We start from the raw sequence: 21,591 nt of genomic DNA, 5'->3' as shown, positions 1-21,591 counted from the left end.
AAAAGAGGCCCCTTCCCACTGAAACTCAGAAGACTTAGCGACGCAGACCCAGACGCTCGATCAGACTGGTGTAACGTGCTACATCTTTACGCTTCAGGTAGTCCAGCAGCTTACGACGCTGAGAAACCATACGCAGCAGACCACGACGGCTGTGGTGATCTTTTTTGTGCTCAGAAAAGTGGCCTTGCAGATGGTTGATCTGCGCGGTCAGCAAAGCAACCTGAACTTCAGTAGAACCACTATCGTTAGTGCCACGACCGAAGTCTGCTACGATTTTAGCTTTAGCTTCAACACTTAGAGACATTGTAATACTCCAAACATTATAGATAAAAAACAGGCGCCGATCTCTAATTCAGCTACCCAATAGTCAAGCCGCGCTATTCTACCCTCAGCGTTCCGCGATAGCAAGGTAGCTACGGGCGGGTTTACACCGGAAACTCAACAACCAAACGCCGTGGCGCAACGCGACCATCGTCGTCAATTTCACCCATTCCAATAAATTTGTGCGCGTCGCCCTCGGTAATTCTCACCATGCCGTTCAACGGTGCATTCGCTGCCTGGACCGCTTGTCCAAGCTTCAAATAACCTGCAACAACGGGTGGCAAATTTACTTCTGGGAAATCAATGACCGGGCTTTCCATCGGCATAAGTAGCGGATCAAGAGTCAGAGAAAGTGCGTGTTCTTGCGTCTGAGCCTGCTCGACCAATGCCGACAGTTGCTCCAGCGTCACCATTCTTTCGGTAGGGTACGTAGCAACCTGCAAGCGACGCAGGTAAATAACATGCGCGCCACATCCCAGCTTTTCACCCAGATCGTCAATAATGGTACGGATGTACGTCCCTTTCGAGCAGTGGATCTCTAGCTCCAGCTCATCGCCTTCCCAACGAATAAACTGAAGTTCGTAAACGGTGATTTCACGCGCTTCACGCGGAACCGTCAGCCCCTGACGAGCGTACTCATACAGTTTACGCCCCTGGTATTTCAGCGCCGAGTACATGGATGGCACTTGTTGCGTAGTACCGCGAAAGCTCTCCAGCGACTGCTCCAGATCCGTAGCAGAAAAGCCAATGGCACGCTCTTCAATTACGTTGCCATCGGCATCAGAGGTATCGGTGCGTTGCCCAAGGCGAGCAATGACACGGTAGCGCTTATCAGAGTCCAGCAAGTATTGGGAAAACTTTGTCGCTTCCCCAAGACAAATCGGTAGCATACCGGTTGCTAATGGGTCCAACGCTCCAGTATGGCCTGCTCTGTTCGCGTTAAAAATCCGTTTTACTTTCTGCAAAACATCATTAGACGACACGCCCTGCGGTTTATCTAATAACAATACGCCGTGTACATCACGGCCACGGCGACGAGGACGACTCATTAATCCTCCTGATCTTCGCCCGTAACAGAACGACGTTCCGTATCGTTTCTAACCACATTGGTTACCAAATTGGACATTCTCATCCCTTCAACCAATGAGTTGTCATAGGAGAACGTCAATTCAGGAACAACACGCAGGCGCATTGCTTTACCGATCATCATACGGATAAAGCCAGACGCATCTTGCAGTGCTTTCACCGCTATTTTAACTTGCTCTGGCTCGTTATCATTCAGGAAGGTTACAAAAACCTTGGCATACGCCAGATCGCGAGACACTTCCACACCAGAGACGGTCGCCATGCCGATGCGCGGATCTTTCACTTCACGTTGAATGATAATGGCGATTTCTTTTTGCATTTCCTGCGCAACGCGCTGGGTGCGGCTGAATTCTTTTGCCATGATAAATCCTCCAGTAAAAATCGGGGGGCACTAGGCCCCCCTTACAAATCACTTACGTCGTCGCTGAAATGGATTAGGCGATCGTACGTTTGATCTCAATCGTTTCAAAGACTTCAATCATATCGCCTGGGCGAACGTCGTTGTAGTTCTTCACGCCGATACCACATTCCATGCCGTTACGGACTTCGTTAACGTCATCTTTGAAGCGGCGCAGAGATTCCAATTCGCCTTCATAGATAACCACGTTGTCACGCAGTACACGGATTTTGTTGTGACGTTTGACGATGCCTTCCGTCACCATACAGCCAGCGATAGCGCCAAATTTCGGTGATTTAAAGACGTCACGCACTTCGGCCAGACCGATGATCTCTTGCTTGTATTCCGGCGCCAGCATACCGCTCATCGCCTGTTTCACTTCGTCGATCAAATCATAGATGACGGAGTAGTAACGCAGATCCAGACTTTCAGCTTCAACTACGCGGCGAGCTGATGCATCTGCACGAACGTTAAAGCCAAGGATAATCGCATTCGATGCCGCTGCCAGCGTAGCGTCAGTTTCTGTGATACCGCCCACACCGGAACCGACAATCTTCACTTTCACTTCGTCAGTAGACAGTTTCTGCAGTGAATCAGAAATGGCTTCACAAGAACCCTGTACGTCAGATTTCAGAACGATGTTCAGTTCAGAAACTTCACCTTCAGTCATGTTGGCAAACATGTTTTCCAGTTTAGATTTCTGCTGACGAGCCAGTTTGACTTCACGGAATTTACCCTGACGATACAAGGCAACTTCACGCGCTTTCTTCTCGTCACGAACAACCGTCGCTTCATCACCTGCGGCAGGCACACCGGACATGCCAAGAATTTCTACAGGAATAGAAGGACCCGCTGACGCAATTTCACGGCCTAACTCATCACGCATCGCACGAACACGGCCATATTCAAAGCCGCACAGAACGATGTCGCCTTTATTCAGTGTACCTTCGCGAACCAGTACGGTTGCAACCGGGCCACGACCTTTATCCAGGAAGGATTCGATCACTACACCGTTTGCCATACCGCTGCGGACCGCTTTCAGCTCCAGAACTTCGGCCTGCAACAGAATCGCATCTAGCAGCTCGTCGATACCCGTACCCGCTTTAGCAGATACGTGGACAAACTGAGATTCACCGCCCCACTCTTCTGGCATGATACCGTACTGAGACAGCTCGGTTTTCACACGGTCTGGATCGGCATCAGGTTTATCGATTTTGTTTACGGCGACAACAACCGGAACCTGAGCCGCTTTCGCGTGCTGGATTGCTTCGATTGTCTGAGGCATCACGCCATCATCTGCCGCAACAACCAGTACCACGATATCCGTAGCCTGAGCACCACGAGCACGCATTGCGGTAAACGCGGCGTGTCCCGGTGTATCCAGGAACGTAATCATACCGTTGTCAGTTTCAACGTGGTAAGCACCGATGTGCTGGGTAATACCACCCGCTTCGCCTGCTGCTACCTTGGTTGAACGGATATAGTCAAGCAGAGAGGTTTTACCGTGGTCAACGTGACCCATGATGGTCACGACCGGCGCGCGGGATTCCGCCGCAACACCCATATCACGGTCACTCATTACCGCTTCTTCCAGCTCGTTTTCACGACGCAGGATGACTTTATGCCCCATCTCTTCCGCTACCAGCTGCGCGGTTTCCTGATCGATGACCTGGTTGATGGTTGCCATTGCACCCAGTTTCATCATCGTTTTGATGACCTGAGAGCCTTTAACTGCCATTTTGTTAGCCAGCTCAGCAACGGTAACCGTTTCGCCAATCACAACATCGCGGTTAACCGCCTGAGCAGGCTTGTTGAAGCTCTGCTGTAATGAACTTGGCTTACGCTTACCTTTACCACCACGGGTAACAGCACGCGCTTCTTCACGGTCAGCTTTGGACTCAGACTGACGGTTGCCTTTCTTCTGCTTGGTGACTTTAGCAGCACGGGTGCGGCTACGGCGTTCACCTTCAACCTGACGGTCGTTCTCATCTTCTGCTTCGCGTGCATGATGAGATGTCGTCACATGGTAATCAGCAGATTCTTCAGGTTTAGCGCTTTCCGCTTCCCAACGTCCGGCGTTTTCTTCAGCCATGCGGCGAGCTTCTTCAGCAATACGACGCGCTTCTTCTTCAACTTTAAGACGCGCAGTTTCTTCTGCTTTACGCTTAAGCTCGGCAGCTTCCGCTTCACGTTTCGCTTTCTCAGACTGAGCCGGCTTGGTCATATTTTCGTTTTGTTGGTTCGTCACTTTTTCTTTTTCCGCTACATCACGCTTAGCTTTTTCAGCGGCTTCACGTTTGGCTTGCTCGTCGGCAGCACGCTTCGCTTTCTCAGCAGCTTCGCGCAGATCGGCCTCGCGCTTAGCCTGCTCTTCAGCGGCACGTTGTGCCTGTTCTTCCGCTTCACGCCGTGCCTGCTCTTCCTCTTCAGCCCGTTGGGCATCAATTGGATCGCGTTTTACATAAGTGCGTGTCTTGCGGACTTCGATCTGCACCGACTTACTTTTACCGCCGGTGCTAGGGACATTTAACGTGCTACGCGTTTTGCGTTGCAGCGTCAATTTACTCGGCGCATTACCGCGATCGCGGTTCAGATGCGCTAATAACGTTTCTTTTTCATGCTGGGTCACAGAGTCCGATGCAGACTTGGTCATTCCCGCATCAGCAAACTGCTGTACCAGGCGGTCCACCGGAGTTTGAATCTCTGCGGCCAGCGATTTTACGGTTACATCTGTCATGCTGTTCCTTTCCTGCTACAGTTCGTTATTCGTTGTCGTCGCCAAACCAACAGATATTACGCGCGGCCATAATCAATTCGCCCGCTTGCTCATCATTGAGCTCTTCAATATCCGTCAGGTCGTCGACGCCCTGTTCAGCAAGATCTTCCAGCGTACAAACACCGATCGCAGCAAGTTTGAACGCCAACTCACGCGACAGCCCAGGCAAGCTAAGCAAGTCTTCAGCAGGTTGACCGTCACCAAGGCTTTCTTCATGCGCCAGTGCCAGCGTTGTTAATGCGGCTTTAGCACGCTCACGCAATGCTTCAACGGTTTCTTCATCAAGGCCTTCGATGGCCAATAGTTCCTTGATTGGCACGTAGGCCAGTTCTTCAAGTGAAGAGAAACCTTCTTCAACCAGCACAGTGGCAAATTCTTCATCAATATCAAGATGCTTGGTAAAGACGTCGATTGCAGCATGTGCTTCAGCCTGATGCTTGGCTTGAAGATCTTCCACTGTCATCACGTTCAGTTCCCAACGATCGTCTGAACGATGCTGTTTCAACAATTGGGAAGCCAGACGGACGTTCTGCCCGTTGCGACCAATCGCCTGAGCCAGATTGCTTGACTCAACGGCGATATCCATCGTGCAGGTATCTTCATCAACGACGATCGATACCACATCAGCAGGAGCCATAGCATTGATCACAAACTGTGCAGGATTATCATCCCACAGAATGATATCAATACGCTCGCCGCCCAGTTCACTGGAAACAGCCTGCACACGTGCACCACGCATACCGACACAAGCCCCAACGGGATCGATGCGTTTGTCATTCGTCTTCACTGCAATTTTCGCACGTGAACCCGGATCGCGAGCCGCAGCCTTAATCTCGATAACTTCTTCACCGATTTCTGGCACTTCAATGCGGAAGAGTTCAACCAGCATTTCCGGACGGGAACGGCTGACAAACAGTTGAGCACCGCGAGCTTCAGGACGAACAGAGTACAGCACGCCACGAATACGGTCACCAGGGCGGAAATTTTCGCGAGGCAGCATGTCTTCACGGCCAATGACTGCTTCCGCACTCGTGTTAGAGCCATCCATTGGTCTGACTTCAAGCGAAATATTATCACGGTTCACCTTCTTCACGACACCGGTGATAATCTCGCCTTCTTGTTCACGGAACTGATCAACAACCATCGCACGTTCAGCTTCACGAACTTTCTGTACGATAACTTGTTTTGCCGTTTGCGTGGTAATGCGGTCAAAGGTTACGGATTCGATTTGATCTTCAACGTAGCCACCAACATCGAGAGAAGGATCTTCAAACTGCGCAGCATCAAGCGTAATTTCGCGAGTTGGCTGAGTGACTTCATTCACGACTAACCAACGACGGAAAGTATCAAAATCGCCCGTTTTGCGATCGATACTGACGCGAACATCAATTTCCTGTTCGTATTTTTTCTTGGTCGCTGTCGCCAGTGCGGTTTCCAACGCTTCAAAAATCTTCTCGCGCGGAAGGGCTTTCTCATTGGAAACTGCTTCAACAACAGCCAGAATCTCTTTGTTCATCCTAGTTGCCTCATCCAAACTTTAAAAGTGGGGTACAAGATTCGCTTTCTGAATGTTGCTCAGCGCGAATACTTCATCTTTGCCTTCCACTGTTATGGTGATCATTTCGCCGTCAACAGCGTTGATCACACCCAACCATTTACGGCGATTCTGGACTGCCATACGCAGCACCACTGTCACCTCTTCACCGATGAAATGCAGATAGTGTTCTGCTGTGAATAAGGGACGTTCGAGCCCTGGAGACGAAACCTCCAGGTTATAAGCAACAGTGATTGGGTCTTCTACATCCAATACCGCACTGACCTGGTGGCTGACATCAGCACAATCATCAACAGTGATCCCATCTTCACTATCAATATAGATACGCAGCGTCGATTGGCGACTACGGATGAACTCAATTCCAACTAATTCGTAGCCTAATGCGGCCACGGGCGCTGAAATCATCTCTGTTAATTTTTGCTCTAATGTGGACAAGTCCACCCCCAAGACATAAAAAAAGGGCCTAATAGCCCAGTTGTTTGTTGCCAAATAACAAAAAACCCCGAAAAATCGGGGCTTTATGCAACTGGACCCTAATACCGCGAACCAGCACGGCATAACTTTCGGTGAAGGATTTTTTCAAAAATCACTGCAAAAAGAGATAGAAATTGAGTGAAGAACGTATTTGAAAAAACACTTTACTGGAAGTAAGTGGTTGCGGGGGCCGGATTTGAACCGACGACCTTCGGGTTATGAGCCCGACGAGCTACCAAGCTGCTCCACCCCGCGTCCGAAAACGTGGCAAATACTACGCTGACAACCGCATAAATGCAAGTCATCCATAGGATTGGTTCGAAGGCGATTTTTATACGCAGAATAGGTCCATTTGTCAATAACAACCAGCTTGGCTGGAGGCATCAACCGCAAAACCAGGGACGCTAAAGAACTCCTGTTCTGTCCGTCGAGGAAGACTAAGAGGCCAAAGAGGGAAAGATATGGCACTTTGCCCCCATATGTTTAAATAAAATAATAACTAACCGAAATTTACCTTCATTCTTCCTCTAACAATAAAATCCGCTACAACAATCACCCTAACATCAATATCGCTCATACTGATTTTCAAGAAAAACTATGCTTCAAATTTTTTTAGAAAAAAATGCTAAATTACGCTTTCAAGACAAAATGCTATGTAATACTCCTTTCATACAAAAAAATATTGATACCTCATATAATCATTAGCTTCAAAAAATTAGCCAAGAATAAAAATAGATTTATCCACAACAACACATCCATCTCTTCCCTTTATTTCCAGAGATAACAATAAAAAATTAATCAACAATTTCATTTACTTACAACAAAATCACGACAGGGAATTTTTATTTTTAGACATAAAAAGGATAAAGCATACATGCAGAAATAATTATTTAAGATAAATAGTGGATGATATAAATTAAAAAAATAAGTTAAACCTTAACAAGGTATATTTTTAAAACCATGAAATCCAGCATATAACATTATATAAAAAAAGCTCACAAACTCACTCTCACCCAACTATTAAATACTAAAAAAGGTATTTCCTGCGCGTTTTTATATTTATCGCATGATAAATAGGGTGGTAATCTAACGAACCTACTCATCTTGTAACCCTTCACGGTAAAAATTATTCCCCGAGGAAAAACACACCCAAAGTAACAGAGAATAGAGCCTCAATAGCATCACAGAGTAGCAAGAAGTCCCATTTCACTAAAAGATCACGCCAAGAACGCCTCACCTAATAGACAATAGACCAAGCCCAACCGACACAGGAATGATGGGCGTAGCCACACTGGTTCCCTAAAAAACTACAAGCATAGATAAATCCAACCCATTGAATCTTTAACCGACTACCAGCCCTCTATAACACGGAGAAAATAAGATATAAGACAGTGGAGTTATATTATTGGGGAGGGATAGGAAACGCGCCTCAAGCCTTTATCGACTTACTAGACGGTAACCCTTAGCAGGTCAATGGCGCATCTGTAAGGTTAATGCGAGAAATTAAAGACAAAAAAATAGACGCTGTTAGCGTCTATTTTTTATGTTGGTACCGAGGACGGGACTTGAACCCGTAAGCCCAATCGGGCACTACCACCTCAAGGTAGCGTGTCTACCAATTCCACCACCACGGCATCACAATTACTGCTTCAAAACACTTACTTCGGAATGTCACTCGCCGGCGTTGAAGGTGCAACAGGCGTTGTTGTCTGTTCCACTTTTTCTGGCTGGCTTAGGTTATCCCATGCACCACCTCTTTTCTGCAGCGAACTTAAGTTGCCCAGAATGAGACTGATAATGAAGAACAGGGTCGCCAGTATCGCAGTCATGCGGGTCATGAAATTACCGGAGCCGCTCGAACCGAACAAAGTGGCAGAAGCACCTGCTCCGAACGAGGCCCCCATATCAGCACCTTTACCCTGTTGAAGCATGATCAAGACAACAAGCCCGATCGATACTAACAGGAAAATCACTAATAGAGCTTCGTACATAGTCGTACCCGTTAACCTTTCCCCCATGATTCATGGAGATGCTATATTCTGGCGGCAAACCGCGTGTCATTCCGCTAAACAGGGTGTAGGACATCCCTTATGAAGCGGGTCTGAATACTAACCAAAGGATGTAACCTACGCAAGGGTAATTTAGCTACTACAGCTTGATTGCAGAAAAAAACAGCGGCTTTCGACACAAAGCACATATCGAAAGCCTTATCTACCTGATTGGTGAATCAAAAAAACCTCAGCTGACGGCTTTCACCGCATCAGCAATACGATTAGCCAGCGCAATTACCGTCTCTTCGTGTTCACCCTCAACCATGACGCGAATCAGTGGCTCAGTACCAGATTTACGCAACAGTACTCGTCCGCGTCCGGCCAATTCTTTTTCTACATCCTGCGTAATCTGCTGCACATTGCTATCTTCCAGCGGATCATTTTCGCCAGTAAACCGTACATTAACCAAGATCTGTGGAAACAGCTTCATGCCACTGCATAGGTCATGCAGGCTCATATGATTTTTCACTATCGCGGTAAGTACTTGCAAACCAGCGATCACTCCGTCTCCCGTCGTGGTTTTATCTAATAGGATTACATGACCGGAATTTTCCGCACCGATACGCCATCCTTTTGCCTGCATCATTTCTAACACATAGCGGTCACCCACCTTGGCACGAGCAAACGGGATACCCAGTTGCTTTAACGCAACCTCAAGCCCCATATTACTCATCAGGGTGCCTACCGCACCGCCACGTAGTTGCCCTTGACGCAGGCCTTCACGAGCGATGATATACAGGATTTGATCGCCATCGACCTTGTTGCCCAAATGATCGACCATGATGAGCCGATCGCCATCGCCGTCAAAGGCCAGCCCAACATCCGCTTTTTCAGCCAGTACACGTGCCTGTAGCTGCCTCACGTCCGTTGCGCCACACTCTTCATTGATATTCATCCCATCCGGCTCACAGCCAATCGCGATGACTTTAGCACCAAGCTCACGCAATACGCTGGGGGCGATATGATAGGTAGCGCCATTGGCGCAATCGACGACAATTTTTAAACCATTGAGACTCAGTTCGCTCGGGAACGTCCCCTTACAAAACTCGATGTAACGCCCAGCAGCGTCAACAATCCTGCTGGCTTTGCCTAACTCTGCGGATTCAACACACGTCAGTGGTTTTTCCAGTTCAGCTTCTATCGCTTCTTCTACGTCATCTGGCAGCTTGGTGCCGTCAATTGAGAAGAATTTAATGCCGTTGTCATAATACGGGTTGTGAGAAGCAGAAATAACGATACCCGCTTCTGCACGGAATGTGCGGGTGAGATAAGCAACCGCAGGCGTCGGCATCGGGCCAGTAAAAGAAGCGGACAGCCCCGCGGCTGCGAGTCCAGCTTCTAGTGCGGATTCGAGCATATAGCCAGAGATACGAGTATCTTTGCCGATAATAATTTTACGCGAACCATGCCGCGCGAGTACTTTCCCAGCAGCCCAGCCCAATTTAAGTACAAAGTCAGGTGTAATAGGCGTATCGCCGACCTTGCCACGTATACCATCGGTACCAAAATATTTGCGGTTACTCATCTTGTTTTTATTCCTTCGCAGAAAGGGTGGCTTCAACAATGCGCATGGCATCAGCCGTTTCTTTAACATCGTGGACGCGAATAATCTGTGCTCCTTGCATCGCCGCAATGACTGCGCAGGCGACGCTACCATGAACACGCTGTGCTGGCGGCACATTAAGGAGTTGTCCAATCATGGATTTCCTCGACATGCCAACTAGCAGAGGCAGCTCAAAGCGGTGTAACTCGCTCAAACGAGCCAGGAGCGCGTAATTATGAGCAAGATTCTTACCGAATCCAAACCCAGGGTCCAGTAATAGCTTACTTTTCGGAATGTTGGCATTCACGCAGCGTTCAATCTGCTGTTGAAAAAAATTTCCGATATCCTGTAGTAAGTCATCATAATGCGGTTTGTGCTGCATGGTTCTCGGCATACCCTGCATGTGCATCAGGCACACTGGCAAACCTGTTGCTGCTGCTGCTTCCAGAGCACCGGGCTCTTGCAAAGCACGAATATCATTAATCAGATGCGCGCCTGCCAGTGCCGACGCCGTCATCACCTCGGGTTTTGAAGTATCGACCGAGATCCATACGTCAAAACGTCTAGCAATGGCTTCAACCACGGGCACCACACGTTCCAGCTCTTCTTCTGTGCTGACCTCATCCGCCCCAGGGCGCGTTGATTCACCGCCAATATCGATCAGGGTCGCGCCAGCGGTAACCATCTCCTGAACGTGCAGTAACGCCGCATCAAGCTTATTGTGTTTGCCACCATCGGAAAAAGAATCTGGCGTGACGTTAAGAATGCCCATGATGTGTGGGCAGGAAAGATCCAGCGTTGAGTCTCTGGCAACCAGTTGCATGATTTACCTCCGCATTCTGGTGTAGTTAGCGTGTAATGTGATTCAAGAGCATTCCCAGTAAAAAACCCCAGCATAGGCTGGGGTTTCGTAACGTTACAGATGTCTATCACGGGCAAATTATTTGTCGTCCGCTTGCTCAGACATCGTATTACCAGGATTGCTGCCTGAATTAGGAGTCTGCGGCTCATCCACTGGCGTAGGGGCTTTCGGTGTGCCGCCACCATTGCCTGAATCGTTATCGGAGCGAGAAGCCTCCCAACCTGCTGGCGGGCGTACGTCTTTCTTACGTCCCATCAGATCGTCGATCTGCGGCGCATCAATGGTTTCATACTTCATCAACGCATCTTTCATTGAGTGAAGGATATCCATATTTGCCATCAGCAGTTCACGAGCACGCACATAGTTACGCTCAACCAGAGATTTGACTTCCTGATCGATGATACGCGCCGTTTCATCTGACATATGCTTGGCTTTTGCGACGGAACGACCGAGGAATACTTCACCCTCTTCTTCCGCATAGAGCAATGGACCGAGTTTTTCAGAGAAGCCCCACTGCGTCACCATGTTACGAGCAATTGACGTCGCAACTTTAATGTCATTGGACGCACCGGTCGAAACATGTTCCACGCCGTAAATAATTTCTTCAGCCAATCGACCACCGTACAGCGTAGAGATCTGGCTTTCGAGCTTCTGACGGCTGGCGCTAATCGCATCACCTTCAGGCAGGAAGAACGTCACACCCAGTGCACGACCACGTGGAATGATCGTCACCTTGTGTACCGGATCGTGCTCTGGTACCAGACGACCAATAATTGCATGCCCAGCTTCATGGTACGCCGTCGACTCTTTCTGCTTTTCAGTCATTACCATGGAACGACGCTCTGCGCCCATCATGATTTTGTCTTTCGCTTTCTCGAACTCGACCATCGAAACAACACGTTTGTTGCCACGAGCGGAGAACAATGCGGCTTCGTTAACCAGGTTAGCCAAATCCGCACCAGAGAAACCTGGTGTTCCACGCGCGATAACAGACGCATCGATATCTGGAGACAGCGGTACGCGACGCATATGAACTTTCAGAATCTGTTCACGACCGCGAACGTCTGGCAACCCAACCACAACCTGGCGATCAAAACGACCTGGGCGCAGCAAGGCAGGGTCAAGAACATCGGGACGGTTCGTCGCGGCGATGACAATAATGCCTTCGTTGCCTTCAAAGCCATCCATCTCAACCAGCATTTGGTTCAGCGTCTGCTCACGTTCATCGTGGCCACCGCCCAAACCAGCACCACGCTGGCGACCAACGGCATCAATTTCATCGATAAAAATGATACAAGGTGCTGCTTTCTTGGCTTGTTCGAACATGTCACGAACACGAGATGCCCCGACACCCACAAACATTTCAACGAAGTCAGAACCAGAAATCGTAAAGAAAGGTACTTTCGCTTCGCCAGCAATCGCTTTCGCTAGCAGCGTTTTACCCGTTCCCGGCGGGCCGACCATCAGAATACCCTTCGGAATTTTACCGCCCAATTTCTGGAAACGGCTAGGTTCGCGCAGGTAGTCGACCAGCTCGCTAACCTCTTCCTTCGCTTCGTCGCAACCGGCTACATCAGCAAACGTCGTCTTGATCTGATCTTCAGTCAACATACGTGCTTTGCTCTTGCCGAAGGACATGGCACCTTTACCACCGCCGCCTTGCATTTGACGCATGAAGAAGATCCAAACGCCAATCAGTAACAGCATCGGGAACCAGGAAATAAAAATAGATGCCAACAGGCTCTGTTCTTCCGGTGGCTCACCAACGACTTTCACATTCTTCGTTAGCAGGTTATCCAGTAGCTTGGGGTCATTGACAGGAATGTAGGTCGTGTATCTGTTGCTGTCTTTTTTGATAACACTGATCTCACGCCCATTAATACGTGCTTCACGGACCTGATCCTGATTCACTTCAGTCAAGAAGGTTGAATAATCCACCCTACGGCCATTCGACTCGCTGGGCCCAAAGCTCTGGAAAACAGACATCAGCACAACTGCGATGACTAACCAGAGAATTAGGTTTTTCGCCATGTCACTCAAGGGATTAACCTCATATTACAACTGTGTTAAAAAACAGCGTTAGGGTACTACAGTTTGCGCCCTGTCGCTACAATATACACTTCACGAGACCGGGCACGTGAGGCGTCTGGTTTACGAATTTTCACCTTCGTAAACAGGGAGCGAATTTCCCGCAGGTATTCATCAAAGCCTTCTCCCTGAAACACTTTCACCAGGAAACTTCCGCCTGGGGCTAATACATCTCGACACATACCAAGAGCTAATTCAACCAGATACATCGACTTCGGAATATCAACGGCTGGTGTACCACTCATGTTAGGGGCCATGTCAGACATCACCACCTGAACTTTGCTATCGCCAACTCTTTCGAGCAAAGCTTTGAGGACCTGTTCATCACGAAAGTCCCCTTGCAGGAAATCGACGCCAACAATCGGGTCCATCGGTAAAATATCACACGCGATGATTCGACCATTTCCACCAATTTGCGTGACCACATATTGCGACCAGCCTCCCGGTGCAGCGCCTAAATCTACAACCGTCATGCCAGGTTTAAACAGTTTGTCGCCCTGCTGTATTTCGTCAAGTTTAAACCAAGCACGTGAGCGCAGCCCTTTTTTCTGAGCCTGCTGCACATATTTATCGCTAAAGTGTTCCTGCAACCAGCGACTGGAACTTGCAGAACGCTTTTTATTCGCCATCGATTTTCCAACTATTCTCAGTAACACGCTCGTGGTGGGGAGAAACTTCTCACATATTACCAATCAGAACAGTCAAATTGGTTATAATCATGAGATGGCGGTAGAATGACCCGTTTTCAATCCCAACCTAAGTAAAAAAGACAATGAACCTAAGTAATAAACAAAAACAACACCTGAAAGGCTTGGCCCATCCGTTAAAACCGGTTGTCATGCTAGGCAATAACGGTCTCACCGAAGGTGTTCTGGCTGAGATCGAACAAGCATTATCGCATCACGAACTGATCAAGATAAAAGTAGCGACAGAAGATCGCGAAACCAAGGCCTTGATTGTTGAAGCGATTGTTCGCGAAACAGGCGCCGCTAACGTTCAAGTTATTGGCCATACGCTGGTACTCTACCGTCCTGCGAAAGAACGTAAAATTGTGTTACCACGATAACACTTTTTATTTCAGGATACTCGGTTTTAACGGAAAGGTGCCATGCCTCTCGGTTAGAGAAAAGGCCGCAAGCGGCCTTTTTCTTTTCTTTACAATTTTTGCTGTTTTAATCAACAATATGGCAAAATTTATAAATATTCGACCTTCAGAACTTCGTATTCCACATCGCCGCCCGGCGTACGAATGACCACAACGTCATCTTGTTCTTTGCCGATCAGACCACGCGCGATGGGAGAGTTAACAGAAATCAGATTTTGCTTAAAATCCGCTTCGTCATCGCCAACAATCCGGTAGGTTTGCTCTTCATCGTTATCCAGATTCATCACCGTCACGGTTGCACCAAAAATAACACGCCCGTTGTTTGCGGCCATTTTCGTGACATCGATAACCTGTGCGTTAGACAGTTTGGCTTCAATATCTTGAATACGCCCTTCACAAAAGCCCTGTTGCTCACGTGCAGCATGATATTCTGCATTTTCTTTCAGATCGCCATGCTCACGCGCTTCAGCAATCGCCGCAATAATTTCAGGCCGGCGCACAGATTTCAGGTGATCAAGCTCTTCGCGCAATTTTTCAGCACCGCGCAACGTCATCGGAAATTGTTTCATAATGTCTATACCTCTAAAAAAGTCTGTAAGACTCAAATAATCGTCATCCTGACGCGCTAAAAATCAAAGGCGACGGAGTCTCTGCAACGTGCCAGTCCTCACTGGACATAAAACAAAAGCAACCAGCCCCGGAACAAAATTTCCAGGCTAGCAGCGGTTTTGCATTTTGATACGTATTTTACCCCAGAGTTCAATGAGGGTCATCGTTTACTTTAGACCTTATTGCGCCGTAGTATGACCACACGTTACCCCGTTCTTAGCTGAGATTATGCGTTTTTCATCGATTGTTACCGGACTTGCCTGCGCTTTTGTTCTGCATGCCAATGCAGCTTCTGTTGAGGATCATCGTCAATATCTGCCAGATGGCGCCAATTTGGCGTTATTGGTGCAGAAAGTTGGCGCAACAACACCCAGCATGGCCTTCAATAGCCAACAAATGGCGCTTCCCGCCAGTACACAAAAGGTGATAACCGCATTAGCTGCATTACTACAATTGGGTCCAGATTATCGATTCATCACCTCGATGGAAAGCCATGGCTCTGTCACCAGCGGAATTCTGAACGGCAACCTTATCGTACGGTTTGGCGGTGACCCAACCCTGAAACGCCAGCAGATACGGAATATGGTGCAGGAATTAAGGAAACGAGGAATACGGGAAATCGCAGGTGATGTGCTGATCGATACCTCCGTTTTTGCTAGCCACGATAAAGCACCAGGCTGGCCTTGGAACGACATGACACAGTGTTTCAGCGCCCCGCCGGGGGCTGCTATTGTCGATCGTAACTGTTTTTCCGTTTCGCTCTACAGTGCGCCTAAAGCGGGTGATAACGCATTCATCCGCGTTGCATCCTATTATCCAGTGCAAATGTTCAGCGAGGTGCGCACGCTGGCGAAAGGCGCTCCCGATGCGCAATACTGCGAACTGGATGTGGTTCCCGGAGAATTAAATCGCTTTACGCTCACAGGCTGTTTGACTCAACGTACAGAGCCCCTTCCACTGGCATTCGCTATTCAGGATGGGGCCAGCTATGCCGGCGCGATCGTTAAAGATGAATTACAGCAGGCAGATATCCGCATTAAAGGTAGCCTACGCCGACAGACACAGCCAAGTGCAGCGGGAAGCGTGCTTGCCCAGACACAATCAGCGCCACTGCATGACCTTCTCACTATCATGCTAAAAAAATCCGACAACATGATTGCCGACACGGTCTTTCGCACCATTGGGCATGAACGTTTTAGTGTACCGGGAACGTGGCGTGCAGGTGCAGATGCTGTGCGCCAGATTCTGCGTCAGAAAGCAGGTGTAGATTTAGGAAATAGTATTGTTGTTGACGGTTCGGGCCTGTCACGACACAACCTGATTTCACCGGAAACGATGATGCAAGTATTACAGTACATCGCGCAGCACGATAATGAGCTGAATTATATCACGATGCTTCCGCTTTCCGGCTATGACGGTACGTTACGTTATCGTGGCGGCCTGCATGAAGCGGGCGTTGATGGCAAGGTTTCGGCTAAAACAGGAGCCTTGCAGGGCGTATACAATCTGGCTGGTTTCATTACCACCGCGAGCGGCCAGCGTATGGCATTCGTTCAGTTCTTGTCAGGCTATGCCGTTCCGCCAGAAGACCAGCGCGCACGTCGCGTCCCTCTGGTGAGATTTGAAAGCCGCCTCTACAAAGACATTTATCAGAGCAACTAACATAAGAATACGGCCTTATCCTGTCAGGATAAGGCCGCGATAGACGAGAACTGACTAACAGAAGGAGGGATTACTTTTGATAGATAATCTCAACACCTTCATCATCCTCATCGTCCCAGTCATCATCCCACTCTTCTTCGGCTTCTTTTTCTACTTCAGCCAGTTGTTCACGGTGATAGTCATCCCACATGAACTCAACTTTTTCCGGCGCACTTTCGGCAATCGCCGTTATTTTCGGGTTGGCTTTCAGGAAGCTCATCACATCCCAGCAAAGTGGAGTCACGCCTTCACGGTTTGCCGCAGAAATCAGATAGTATTTGTCATCCCAACCAAGCGCGGCCGCAATCTCTTTGGCACGTTGTTCTGCTTCAGCCTTGTCGATCAAGTCAACCTTATTGAAAACCAGCCAACGCGGCTTTTCTGCCAAACCAGCGCCATACTGCTCTAACTCGTTGATAATGATTTTGGCATTTTCAACCGGATCTGATTCATCGATCGGCGCCAGATCAACCAAATGCAGCAGTACACGGCAACGTTCAAGGTGCTTCAGGAAACGAATCCCCAGCCCGGCGCCGTCGGATGCCCCTTCGATCAACCCAGGAATATCTGCCACAACAAAACTCTGCTCGCTATCCATACGAACCACACCCAAGCTAGGTACCAGCGTGGTAAACGGATAGTCGGCCACTTTCGGCTTCGCCGCTGACACAGCACGGATAAAGGTCGATTTACCTGCGTTAGGTAAGCCCAGCATACCCACGTCAGCTAACAACAGCAGCTCCAACGTCAGTTCACGTTCTTCGCCTTTCGTGCCGCTGGTCTTCTGACGGGGAGCACGGTTGACGGACGATTTAAAACGCGTGTTACCTAAACCGTGCCAGCCGCCTTTCGCCACCATCAGATTCTGCTGATGGCGTGTCATATCACCTAGCACCTCGCCAGTACCCTGATCCAGAACACGGGTACCAACAGGGACTTTAATTGTAATATCTTTACCGCGTTTACCAGTACAGTCGCGGCTTTGTCCATTTTGTCCCCGCTCAGCGCGGAAGGATTTTTCAAAACGATAGTCGATCAGCGTGTTCAGGTTTTCGTCTGCCAGCAGATAAACGTCACCGCCATCACCGCCGTCACCACCGTCCGGGCCACCGTTAGGAATATATTTTTCACGGCGAAAGCTAACACAACCGTTACCGCCATCGCCCGCCACAACGAGAATTGTGGCCTCATCTACAAACTTCATTGATTCTCTCCGCAAAAAACCAATAGAGAATATCTACGTGTTTTAGGCTTGTTATTGGTTCTCTTTGGCGTAACTTTTTGATTTTACGGAAGGTAATATATTTCTACCCACCATTAAAAAACTGACGCACTAGAACGCATTCCAGCAAAGGAGCAGGATTGTACCTGCCTGCTCCAATAATTTCATCTGTATTAAAAATAAACAGCGCATGCTGTATGTCAAAAAACGCCTGTAACCCACCGCAATACACTTTATTTAATCTACTTTTGCGCCATCAATGGTGGCACGGGTTCCTTTTTTCCAGGAAGAAAACGATGCCCGATAGCGGAAAACATCGCGCCAGCAACCACGACAAAGGCTCCTACATAACCAACCCAATTCAGCACGGGCGCAGCAAAAAAAGTCGGCCACCCTAACGCCAGTAGATCAGAAAACAACAGCGTAAACAGCGGTGTTAACGTAATGACCGCGCTAACCTGCGACGCCTGCCAGCGAGCCATCGCCTCCGCAAGCGCGCCATACCCAATTAATGTATTCGCACCGCAGAATAGCAGGCAGATAAGTTGCCACCCACTAAGTTGAAAAATAACATCGGGCTTGGCAAAAGGCGTAATAAAGACAACACATAGAACATATAGCAGAAACAGAATCTGCTGCGATGTCAGACGCCGTAGCAGGACTTTCTGCGCTACACCATAGGATACCCATACTGCCGAGGCGCAAACGCCCAACAATACGCCCAGCGTGTAGTCCGTTAACCGAGTAAAAATCTCAATCAGGCTGGTATTAAAGAAAAGAATTAGGCCACAGATCAGCATGATCGCGCCAATGATCTGCGTGCCACGCATCTTTTCCTTCAGGATGAGTACGCTGGCGAACATCATTCCAACCGGGGAAAGCTGTCCAATGACCTGAGACGCCGTCGGGCTCAGATATTGTAGGGATGAGCTAAAGAAAACAAAATTGCCTAACAGTCCCGCCGTCGCAATTAGCAGCAGAACCCACCAACGCCGATGACGGAAAACCCGCATTGGGGGTAACTTCTTACGGGATGACAAAATAATGCCAAGTCCAATCGATGCGATAAGAAAGCGATACCAAACAATTGTATAAGGTTCCATCACCACCAGAACCTGTTTCATAGCTATCGGCAACGCTCCCCAACAAACAGCCGTGGTAAGCGCCAGACAAAGACCGATACCCATCTGCTGTTTAGTATTCATACTTATCCAGGAGGTTTACTCAGAATCAGAATGTAAAAAGCCCCGCAAAGAATTGCGGGGCTTAAATCCGTAAGACCTAACGCGAAAAATTATTCAGCAACGATGCTGATAAATTTACGGTTTTTTGGGCCTTTAACTTCAAACTGAACTTTACCATCAGTCAAAGCAAACAGAGTATGATCTTTCCCGCAACCAACGTTAGTTCCTGCGTGGAATTTGGTACCACGTTGACGAACGATGATGTTGCCAGCCAGTACACTTTCGCCGCCAAAACGTTTTACGCCCAGACGTTGTGCGTTAGAGTCACGACCGTTACGGGTTGAACCGCCAGCTTTCTTGTGTGCCATTTAATCCGCTCTCCTAATCTTAAGCGCTGATGCCGGTAATTTTCACGTCAGTGAACCACTGACGGTGGCCTGCTTGCTTACGGTAGTGTTTACGGCGACGGAACTTAACGATCTTCACTTTTTCGCCACGACCGTGAGCAACAACTTCAGCTTTGATTTTACCGCCATCGACGAAAGGAACGCCGATTTTGATTTCTTCACCATTAGCAACCATCAGAACTTGGTCAAACTCAACGGCTTCACCAGTTGCGATGTCCAGCTTTTCCAAGCGAACGGTTTGTCCTTCGCTTACTCGGTGTTGTTTACCACCACTTTGGAAAACTGCGTACATATAAAACTCCGCTTTCCGCGCACCCGTTAATAGGTTTCAGAGCGCGCTATAAATATTCATAATAGGGCGCGAATTCTACGCAAAAATACTGAGGATGACAAGTGCATAATCAACGGATGTGAAGAAAAAGAATACAACGTATGAACTGCCGTTTATCTCTCTCATTTTTCAAGTACAATCTGCTTAATAAGTTCCATCTTGCCGATATGCAACAGCAATCTTACGGCAGTGTTGAAGACATACGTTGGCATAAACCATGAATCTAGAACAAATTACAACATTAACCGCGCAGGATATGGCGGCTGTTAACAAAGTCATTCTTGAACAACTGAATTCCGACGTCGTTTTGATCAACCAGCTTGGGCATTACATCATCAGCGGTGGTGGAAAACGGATACGTCCGATGATCGCCGTGCTTGCAGCCAGAGCCCTTGCCTATGACGGGGATAAACATGTCACTGTCGCCGCACTGATCGAATTTATTCATACCGCAACGCTGCTGCATGATGACGTGGTAGACGAATCCGACATGCGCCGGGGTAAAGCAACGGCCAATGCTGCCTTTGGCAACGCGGCAAGCGTGCTGGTTGGAGATTTTATCTATACCCGCGCCTTCCAGATGATGACCAGCCTTGAATCGTTACGTGTGCTGGCGCTGATGTCAGAAGCGGTAAACGTGATTGCTGAAGGGGAAGTCTTGCAGTTAATGAATTGCAACGACCCGGATATCACGGAAGAGAGTTACATGCGCGTCATTTACAGCAAAACGGCACGTTTATTTGAAGCCGCAGCGCAGTCATCCTCTATCCTTGCAGGCGCGACGCCAGAGCAAGAAAAAGCACTTCAGGACTACGGTCGCTATCTAGGCACTGCATTCCAATTAATTGACGATTTGCTAGATTACAGTGCAGACGGCAAAACGCTGGGCAAAAACACAGGCGATGACCTTAATGAAGGCAAACCAACGCTGCCGTTGCTGCACGCCATGCGTAATGGGAATGCAGAACAGAGCTCGCTGATTCGCACTGCGATTGAAGAAGGAAACGGGCGCCATCTGCTGGAACCGGTTCTGGCTGCAATGCAGCAATGCGGTTCACTCGATTATACGCGCCAGCGTGCGGAAGAAGAGGCGGATAAGGCGATCAGTGCGCTACAGTTACTACCAGACACGCCGTACCGTGTGGCACTTGAAGGACTTGCCCACTTAGCCGTACAGCGCGATTTCTAACGTGGTGTTAGATTTTTCCTGGCAAAAATATTGATTCAGTCTAAGTAGCGCTGCCTTGCAGCGCTACTCGCTCAACAAATTAGGCAGTTTGATCGATGGTGGCATCATCCAATCGAGACAACATTGCTATTGTGCCTTCACGCAAGATGAAATTAATCAGTTGGGCACGTTCATCAACGGATAGCTGATGGAAAATATGCACCCATGATGACAGCAGGGTCGGCTCATTATCGATACGATAATATTCTGTTGGCGGATTCTCTTTCACCAGTAAAGAGTTTCTGACTTCATTCGGCAAACTGCGAATAGAGTATTCGACGCCACGCCCTTGAACCCCTTTCCGTCGGCGCTTTTCCCAACCGTCGTCTCGTGCTCGTTTGTTCAGCCCCTGCGGTGACTTAGGCAATCCACCTACGCCGACCAGCTCACTTGTTGCAAACCATTCTTTGTCCATACTCGTCACTCCCTTGTTTGTTTTGAACAGGCATTACGTCAACTCGCCCAAAAGTTTCCATATAATAGACTATAATTACCTAAACCGCTAACTTTTACGCGTTATCGACACACCTAAGTAATAGAAGAAATGATTAAATCCAGCGCAATGCCACAACATAGCGGCCAGAACAATGCGACAAAACAAAAGACAACCCAGACTCTTCTCTATCGCTAGGATTAGCGATCAGAGCACGT

20 protein-coding genes and 2 tRNA genes are annotated in these 21,591 nt (G+C 48.6%); 3 read left to right on the top strand and 19 right to left on the bottom strand.

The window, feature by feature from the left end:
* Nucleotides 1–34 precede the first annotated feature (34 nt).
* The 13 genes from rpsO to rlmE form a co-directional block, all read right to left on the bottom strand.
* Nucleotides 35–304: a 30S ribosomal protein S15 gene (rpsO, locus tag E2566_RS03420; protein ID WP_010279698.1), complete on the bottom strand. Its 270-nt coding sequence runs from the start codon at nucleotides 302–304 to the stop codon at nucleotides 35–37.
* Nucleotides 305–425: 121 nt separating this feature from the next.
* Complete coding sequence (gene truB / locus E2566_RS03415; protein ID WP_107170102.1) at nucleotides 426–1,370, bottom strand: tRNA pseudouridine(55) synthase TruB; 945 nt, start codon at nucleotides 1,368–1,370, stop codon at nucleotides 426–428.
* A complete protein-coding gene (gene rbfA / locus E2566_RS03410; protein ID WP_005971529.1) occupies nucleotides 1,370–1,768 on the bottom strand; it encodes a 30S ribosome-binding factor RbfA in 399 nt (132 codons plus the stop codon). The genes truB and rbfA overlap by 1 nt, the downstream gene beginning before the upstream one ends.
* 73 nt (nucleotides 1,769–1,841) lie before the next feature.
* Nucleotides 1,842–4,541, bottom strand: a complete 2,700-nt coding sequence (infB, locus tag E2566_RS03405) for a translation initiation factor IF-2 (RefSeq protein WP_107170103.1) — start codon at nucleotides 4,539–4,541, stop codon at nucleotides 1,842–1,844.
* Nucleotides 4,542–4,566: 25 nt separating this feature from the next.
* On the bottom strand, nucleotides 4,567–6,096 hold the full coding sequence (nusA, locus tag E2566_RS03400; protein WP_107170104.1) for a transcription termination factor NusA: 1,530 nt from the start codon (nucleotides 6,094–6,096) through the stop codon (nucleotides 4,567–4,569).
* A gap of 21 nt (nucleotides 6,097–6,117) precedes the next feature.
* Nucleotides 6,118–6,570, bottom strand: coding sequence for a ribosome maturation factor RimP (gene rimP, locus E2566_RS03395; protein WP_025919808.1), 453 nt, complete (start codon nucleotides 6,568–6,570; stop codon nucleotides 6,118–6,120).
* Between the two features lie 217 nt (nucleotides 6,571–6,787).
* Nucleotides 6,788–6,864, bottom strand: a tRNA-Met gene (locus E2566_RS03390).
* A 1,292-nt stretch (nucleotides 6,865–8,156) separates the two neighbouring features.
* Nucleotides 8,157–8,243: transfer RNA gene (locus E2566_RS03385), tRNA-Leu, on the bottom strand.
* A gap of 24 nt (nucleotides 8,244–8,267) precedes the next feature.
* Nucleotides 8,268–8,600: a preprotein translocase subunit SecG gene (gene secG / locus E2566_RS03380; RefSeq protein ID WP_107170106.1), complete on the bottom strand. Its 333-nt coding sequence runs from the start codon at nucleotides 8,598–8,600 to the stop codon at nucleotides 8,268–8,270.
* A 247-nt stretch (nucleotides 8,601–8,847) separates the two neighbouring features.
* Nucleotides 8,848–10,185, bottom strand: a complete 1,338-nt coding sequence (gene glmM, locus E2566_RS03375) for a phosphoglucosamine mutase (RefSeq protein WP_107170107.1) — start codon at nucleotides 10,183–10,185, stop codon at nucleotides 8,848–8,850.
* Nucleotides 10,186–10,192: 7 nt separating this feature from the next.
* Complete coding sequence (gene folP / locus E2566_RS03370) at nucleotides 10,193–11,026, bottom strand: dihydropteroate synthase (protein ID WP_107170108.1); 834 nt, start codon at nucleotides 11,024–11,026, stop codon at nucleotides 10,193–10,195.
* A gap of 117 nt (nucleotides 11,027–11,143) precedes the next feature.
* A complete protein-coding gene (gene ftsH / locus E2566_RS03365; protein ID WP_107170109.1) occupies nucleotides 11,144–13,096 on the bottom strand; it encodes an ATP-dependent zinc metalloprotease FtsH in 1,953 nt (650 codons plus the stop codon).
* A 56-nt stretch (nucleotides 13,097–13,152) separates the two neighbouring features.
* Entirely contained in the window at nucleotides 13,153–13,782 is a 630-nt protein-coding gene (gene rlmE / locus E2566_RS03360) for a 23S rRNA (uridine(2552)-2'-O)-methyltransferase RlmE (RefSeq protein ID WP_107170110.1), read from the bottom strand.
* 143 nt (nucleotides 13,783–13,925) lie between these two features.
* On the opposite strand from rlmE, the gene yhbY reads away from it, so the two are divergent.
* Nucleotides 13,926–14,219 carry a ribosome assembly RNA-binding protein YhbY gene (gene yhbY / locus E2566_RS03355; RefSeq protein WP_107170111.1) on the top strand — a complete coding sequence of 98 codons (294 nt, stop codon included), beginning with the start codon at nucleotides 13,926–13,928 and terminating at the stop codon, nucleotides 14,217–14,219.
* A gap of 128 nt (nucleotides 14,220–14,347) precedes the next feature.
* Here yhbY and greA read toward each other — a convergent pair whose 3' ends face one another.
* Entirely contained in the window at nucleotides 14,348–14,827 is a 480-nt protein-coding gene (gene greA / locus E2566_RS03350) for a transcription elongation factor GreA (protein WP_005971506.1), read from the bottom strand.
* Nucleotides 14,828–15,095: 268 nt separating this feature from the next.
* On the opposite strand from greA, the gene dacB reads away from it, so the two are divergent.
* The gene (gene dacB / locus E2566_RS03345; protein ID WP_107170112.1) at nucleotides 15,096–16,529 is read left to right on the top strand and encodes a serine-type D-Ala-D-Ala carboxypeptidase; all 1,434 of its coding nucleotides are present in this window, start codon (nucleotides 15,096–15,098) and stop codon (nucleotides 16,527–16,529) included.
* A gap of 70 nt (nucleotides 16,530–16,599) precedes the next feature.
* On the opposite strand, the gene cgtA is transcribed toward dacB, so the two are convergent.
* From cgtA to rplU, 4 genes are all read right to left on the bottom strand, one after another.
* Nucleotides 16,600–17,772 carry an Obg family GTPase CgtA gene (gene cgtA, locus E2566_RS03340; protein ID WP_107170113.1) on the bottom strand — a complete coding sequence of 391 codons (1,173 nt, stop codon included), beginning with the start codon at nucleotides 17,770–17,772 and terminating at the stop codon, nucleotides 16,600–16,602.
* A gap of 260 nt (nucleotides 17,773–18,032) precedes the next feature.
* Nucleotides 18,033–18,995, bottom strand: a complete 963-nt coding sequence (locus tag E2566_RS03335) for a DMT family transporter (protein WP_107170114.1) — start codon at nucleotides 18,993–18,995, stop codon at nucleotides 18,033–18,035.
* Nucleotides 18,996–19,084: 89 nt separating this feature from the next.
* A complete protein-coding gene (gene rpmA / locus E2566_RS03330; protein WP_005971498.1) occupies nucleotides 19,085–19,342 on the bottom strand; it encodes a 50S ribosomal protein L27 in 258 nt (85 codons plus the stop codon).
* Nucleotides 19,343–19,361: 19 nt separating this feature from the next.
* Nucleotides 19,362–19,673, bottom strand: coding sequence for a 50S ribosomal protein L21 (gene rplU, locus E2566_RS03325; RefSeq protein ID WP_010283026.1), 312 nt, complete (start codon nucleotides 19,671–19,673; stop codon nucleotides 19,362–19,364).
* 256 nt (nucleotides 19,674–19,929) lie between these two features.
* On the opposite strand from rplU, the gene ispB reads away from it, so the two are divergent.
* Nucleotides 19,930–20,901, top strand: a complete 972-nt coding sequence (gene ispB / locus E2566_RS03320; RefSeq protein WP_107170115.1) for an octaprenyl diphosphate synthase — start codon at nucleotides 19,930–19,932, stop codon at nucleotides 20,899–20,901.
* Nucleotides 20,902–20,980: 79 nt separating this feature from the next.
* Here the strand turns inward: ispB and E2566_RS03315 are convergent, their stop codons facing one another.
* Entirely contained in the window at nucleotides 20,981–21,355 is a 375-nt protein-coding gene (locus E2566_RS03315) for a DNA-binding protein (protein WP_107170116.1), read from the bottom strand.
* Nucleotides 21,356–21,591: the final 236 nt, after the last annotated feature.

This window comes from Pectobacterium punjabense (assembly GCF_012427845.1).
Classification (GTDB): domain Bacteria; phylum Pseudomonadota; class Gammaproteobacteria; order Enterobacterales; family Enterobacteriaceae; genus Pectobacterium; species Pectobacterium punjabense.
Note: the sequence above shows the minus strand (reverse complement) of the source record. Positions and strands in the feature narration are given on the sequence as shown.

What these genes read in the sequence shown, in the direction of transcription:
- rpsO (WP_010279698.1), bottom strand. Translation starts at nt 304, where the DNA reads ATGTCTCTAAGTGTTGAAGCTAAAGCTAAAATCGTAGCAGACTTCGGT.
- truB (WP_107170102.1), bottom strand. Translation starts at nt 1,370, where the DNA reads ATGAGTCGTCCTCGTCGCCGTGGCCGTGATGTACACGGCGTATTGTTA.
- rbfA (WP_005971529.1), bottom strand. Translation starts at nt 1,768, where the DNA reads ATGGCAAAAGAATTCAGCCGCACCCAGCGCGTTGCGCAGGAAATGCAA.
- infB (WP_107170103.1), bottom strand. Translation starts at nt 4,541, where the DNA reads ATGACAGATGTAACCGTAAAATCGCTGGCCGCAGAGATTCAAACTCCG.
- nusA (WP_107170104.1), bottom strand. Translation starts at nt 6,096, where the DNA reads ATGAACAAAGAGATTCTGGCTGTTGTTGAAGCAGTTTCCAATGAGAAA.
- secG (WP_107170106.1), bottom strand. Translation starts at nt 8,600, where the DNA reads ATGTACGAAGCTCTATTAGTGATTTTCCTGTTAGTATCGATCGGGCTT.
- glmM (WP_107170107.1), bottom strand. Translation starts at nt 10,185, where the DNA reads ATGAGTAACCGCAAATATTTTGGTACCGATGGTATACGTGGCAAGGTC.
- folP (WP_107170108.1), bottom strand. Translation starts at nt 11,026, where the DNA reads ATGCAACTGGTTGCCAGAGACTCAACGCTGGATCTTTCCTGCCCACAC.
- ftsH (WP_107170109.1), bottom strand. Translation starts at nt 13,096, where the DNA reads ATGGCGAAAAACCTAATTCTCTGGTTAGTCATCGCAGTTGTGCTGATG.
- rlmE (WP_107170110.1), bottom strand. Translation starts at nt 13,782, where the DNA reads ATGGCGAATAAAAAGCGTTCTGCAAGTTCCAGTCGCTGGTTGCAGGAA.
- yhbY (WP_107170111.1), top strand. Translation starts at nt 13,926, where the DNA reads ATGAACCTAAGTAATAAACAAAAACAACACCTGAAAGGCTTGGCCCAT.
- greA (WP_005971506.1), bottom strand. Translation starts at nt 14,827, where the DNA reads ATGAAACAATTTCCGATGACGTTGCGCGGTGCTGAAAAATTGCGCGAA.
- dacB (WP_107170112.1), top strand. Translation starts at nt 15,096, where the DNA reads ATGCGTTTTTCATCGATTGTTACCGGACTTGCCTGCGCTTTTGTTCTG.
- cgtA (WP_107170113.1), bottom strand. Translation starts at nt 17,772, where the DNA reads ATGAAGTTTGTAGATGAGGCCACAATTCTCGTTGTGGCGGGCGATGGC.
- E2566_RS03335 (WP_107170114.1), bottom strand. Translation starts at nt 18,995, where the DNA reads ATGAATACTAAACAGCAGATGGGTATCGGTCTTTGTCTGGCGCTTACC.
- rpmA (WP_005971498.1), bottom strand. Translation starts at nt 19,342, where the DNA reads ATGGCACACAAGAAAGCTGGCGGTTCAACCCGTAACGGTCGTGACTCT.
- rplU (WP_010283026.1), bottom strand. Translation starts at nt 19,673, where the DNA reads ATGTACGCAGTTTTCCAAAGTGGTGGTAAACAACACCGAGTAAGCGAA.
- ispB (WP_107170115.1), top strand. Translation starts at nt 19,930, where the DNA reads ATGAATCTAGAACAAATTACAACATTAACCGCGCAGGATATGGCGGCT.
- E2566_RS03315 (WP_107170116.1), bottom strand. Translation starts at nt 21,355, where the DNA reads ATGGACAAAGAATGGTTTGCAACAAGTGAGCTGGTCGGCGTAGGTGGA.